Source organism: Sphingomonas sp. (assembly GCF_035758555.1).
GTDB lineage: Bacteria > Pseudomonadota > Alphaproteobacteria > Sphingomonadales > Sphingomonadaceae > Sphingomonas_B.
This window is the reverse complement of record NZ_DASTXI010000011.1, coordinates 1-3,565: the sequence shown is the minus strand read 5'-3', so window position 1 is coordinate 3,565 and position 3,565 is coordinate 1. Positions and strand designations below refer to the sequence as shown.

Genomic DNA, 3,565 nt, shown 5'->3' with positions numbered 1-3,565 from the left:
GTCGCCGGAGCTGCGCGGGCTGTATCGCAAGACTTCGGCGCTCCGCATAAAGGCCGCTTGATGCCGGCGCGGCTGGCGCTACAGCCGCGGCGATGACCCAGCTTCAGCCCCGGCTCGGCGCGCGCGACATTGCGGTCGCGGCGCTGATGAATTTGCTGTGGGGCATGAACATCATCGCGGTGAAGATGGCGGTGATCGAAATCCCGCCCTTGACGGCGGCGCTGCTGCGCCAGGCGATCGTGCTGCTGGTGTGCGCGTCGTGGCTGCGGATCGTGCCGGGGCGGATGCGGGAGCTGCTCGGCTTCGGCGTGCTGACCGGCGGCCTCTATTTCCTGGTCATAAACCTGTCGATGGCGGTGGCGACCAATGTGGGTGCGCTCGCGATCGCGGGGCAGCTTGGCGTGCCGTTCGCGATGCTGCTGGCGGTCGTGATCCTGAAGGAGCGCATCCACAAATACCGGATCGCCGGCGTCGCGATGTCGCTGGCGGGCGTCGGTATCCTGGTATTCGATCCGGAAGTCGCACGAGAGATTCCCGGAATCGCGCTTACCGCGCTGGCCAGCCTGATCTGGGCCGGATCGTCGCTGATCCAGCGCAACCTGCGCGGCGTGCCGGTGCTGTCGATGTACGCCTGGGTCGGGCTGCTCGGCGTCGCAATCTTGTTGCCGGTCGCTCTGGTGTTCGAGCCGGAGGGCGTGCACGGCATCCCGCGGCTGCCGCTTCACAGCCTCGGCTGGGTCGCTTTCTCGGCGATCGGCTCGACGATCCTCGGCCACGGATCGATGTCGTGGCTGCTGCAGCGCCATCCGGTCGCGTCGGTCACGCCGCTGACGCTCGCCTCGCCGGTGCTTTCGGTGGTGTTCGCCTCGCTCTTCTTTCACACGCCCTTGACGCCGCTGATGATTTTGGGCGGGATCATCGCGCTGGCCGGGGTCGCGATCGTGACCATCCGTTCGGCCCGGGTTGGGGAAGGCCGCGCTTGAGCCAGATCATCGACACGCCCTCGCCGAATTTCGACGAGCGCAGCAGCCCGATTTCGATGATCGTGCTCCATTATACGGGCATGCAGGACGCGGACTCGGCGATCCAGCGGCTGCGCGATCCGGAGGCGAAAGTCTCCGCGCACTATCTCATAACGGAGGAAGGGCAGGTGCTGCGGCTGGTTGATGAGGCGAACCGCGCCTGGCACGCGGGCCGCTCGCACTGGCGCGGCATCACCGACGTGAACTCGGCGAGCGTGGGGATCGAGATCGTCAATCCGGGCCACGAATTCGGCTATCGCCCGTTCCCGGACGAGCAGATCGATGCGCTGATCCCGCTCGTCCACGACATCAAGGAGCGGTACGGGATCACCCGCGGCAATATCGTCGGCCATTCCGACGTCGCACCGGCGCGCAAGCAGGATCCGGGCGAGCTGTTCCCCTGGTACCGCCTGGCCAAGCTCCGCCTCGCGCTGCCGCGGCCGACGAAGAACCTGATGGACCCGGGCTGGACCGACGCCGGTTTCCTGCTCGCGCTCGAACGCTTCGGCTACGACGTCACCGACACGCTGGCGGCGACGGTTGCGTTCCAGCGCCGTTTCCGGCCCGAGCTGGTCGACGGCACGATCGATGCCGAATGCCGCGCGATCCTGCTCGCGCTGCTGCTGCCCAAGCCGCAGGGAGACGATTAGGCGACGCGCTGGGCGTGGAAGCTGAGGCCGAGCTGCAGGCTTTCGCCGATCCGTGCCGCTTTCGCCTGCAGCGCGGCAGCGGCTTCGGGCGGCATCAGATCGGTGGTGGTCTCGGCCCATATCTCGAGCCAACGCTCGAACATGACCGGCTTGATCGCGTCGATATGGCGCAGATGCGCGACCATCGGGCTGCCCTTGTAGCGCCCGCTGGTCAGCATCACCGACGACCAGAAGGCGGTCAGCTTGCCCAGATGCTCCTCCCAGTCGTCGATCGCGGCATTGAACAGCGGCCCGATCAGCTCGTCCTCTCGTACGCGCGTGTAGAAGGCGGGGATCAGCTCCGCGAGCGACTCCTCGGTTATGATGTCGTCCATGCCGGTCATGTGGGAAGTCTTGGCACTTTGGAAAAGTTAGTAATTTCCCGGAGCCGGCCGCCGCGGCCGGCTCCGGCGCATGAGCTTAGCCGAACGGCACATATTCCAGGCCGAGCGCGTCGGCGACGGCCCGGTGGCGGATCTTTCCGCCCATCACGTTCAGGCCGTTGGCGAGGTGCGGATCGGCCTTCATCGCCGCTTCCGCGCCCATATTGGCGAGCTTCAGCGCGAAGGGCAGGGTGGCGTTGTTCAGCGCAAAGGCCGAAGTGCGCGCGACCGCGCCCGGCATGTTGGCGACGCAGTAGTGGATCACGCCATCGACTTCGTAGACCGGGTCTTCGTGCGTGGTCGGGTGCGACGTCTCGAAGCAGCCGCCCTGATCGATGGCGATGTCGACCAGCACCGAACCGCGCTTCATCGTCTTCAGCATGTCGCGGGTGACCAGCTTCGGCGCCGCCGCGCCCGGCACCAACACCGCGCCGATCACCAGCGATGCGCTCTGCACCGCCGACGCGATCGCCGCCTTCGACGCATAGACTGTCTTGATCTGGGAGCTGAAGAACATGTCCAGCTCGGCGAGCCGGGTGTTCGAAATATCGTAGATGGTGACGTCGGCGCGCATGCCGACCGCCATCTGCGCGGCGTTCACGCCCGAGACGCCGCCGCCCAGGATCGCGACCTTGGCCGGGGCCACGCCCGGCACGCCGCCCAGCAGCACGCCGCGACCGCCCTGTTCCTTTTCCAGATAATGGGCGCCGACCTGCACCGACATGCGGCCGGCGACTTCGGACATCGGCTTCAGCAGCGGCAGTGAGCCGTCGCGGGCGGTCACCGTCTCATAGGCGATGCAGGTGGCGCCGGACTTGATCAGCCCTTCGGTCTGCTTCGGATCGGGCGCGAGGTGGAGGTAGGTAAAGAGCAGGTGGCGCGGCTCCAGCATCGCGATTTCCTGCGCCTGCGGCTCCTTCACCTTCACGATCATGTCGGACTGGGCGAACACTTCGGCGGCAGTGCCGACGATCCGCGCGCCGGCCGCGACATAGTCCTGGTCGTCCAGGTCGATGCCGGCGCCGGCGTTGGTCTCGACGATGACTTCATGGCCGGCCGCGACCAGCTCGGCTACCGATGGCGGCGTCAGGCCGACGCGATATTCGTGGTTCTTGATTTCCTTGGGCACACCGACGCGCATGGTTCGCTCTCCTTGGGCGAAGAAAATGGTGGCGCGTATTACTGCGAATCAGGGCGGCGAATCCCTGCAAACAGATGTGGCTCCAGCGGCAGCATCAGCATAGAAGCTGCGCGAGGAAATGATTTGACCGTGGATTCGTGCAGAATGGACAGGATCGACCGTTCAATCCTGAAGAGTCTTGCCGCCGATGCACGCGCGAGCGTCAGCCAGATCGCGGAGCGTGTCGGCCTGTCGCAATCGGCCTGCACGCGGCGCATCCAGGCGCTCGAAGCATCCGGCCAGATCACCGGTTACGGCGCGCGCCTGGGCCACAAGACGCTGGGCTTCCAC

Annotated in this window: 5 protein-coding genes; 3 read left to right on the top strand and 2 right to left on the bottom strand. The window is 66.3% G+C overall.

What is annotated here, in order from left to right; all coding sequences use genetic code 11:
• The first annotated feature begins 92 nt into the window (after nt 1-92).
• Both VFT73_RS00615 and VFT73_RS00610 read left to right on the top strand, forming a co-directional pair.
• Nucleotides 93-983, top strand: coding sequence for a DMT family transporter (locus VFT73_RS00615; RefSeq protein WP_326408160.1), 891 nt, complete (start codon nt 93-95; stop codon nt 981-983).
• Nucleotides 984-988: 5 nt separating this feature from the next.
• Nucleotides 989-1,672 (top strand): N-acetylmuramoyl-L-alanine amidase, encoded by a 684-nt coding sequence (locus VFT73_RS00610; protein ID WP_414712763.1) that lies wholly within the window; start codon nt 989-991, stop codon nt 1,670-1,672.
• Here VFT73_RS00610 and VFT73_RS00605 read toward each other — a convergent pair.
• Nucleotides 1,669-2,046: a group III truncated hemoglobin gene (locus VFT73_RS00605; protein ID WP_326408161.1), complete on the bottom strand. Its 378-nt coding sequence runs from the start codon at nt 2,044-2,046 to the stop codon at nt 1,669-1,671. The two genes, VFT73_RS00610 and VFT73_RS00605, sit on opposite strands and share 4 nt — an antisense overlap.
• 85 nt (nt 2,047-2,131) lie before the next feature.
• On the bottom strand, nt 2,132-3,235 hold the full coding sequence (gene ald / locus VFT73_RS00600; protein WP_326408159.1) for an alanine dehydrogenase: 1,104 nt from the start codon (nt 3,233-3,235) through the stop codon (nt 2,132-2,134).
• 144 nt (nt 3,236-3,379) lie between these two features.
• Here ald and VFT73_RS00595 point away from each other — a divergent pair.
• A partial coding sequence (locus tag VFT73_RS00595) for an Lrp/AsnC family transcriptional regulator (protein ID WP_326408158.1) occupies nt 3,380-3,565 on the top strand: 186 nt, incomplete at its 3' end.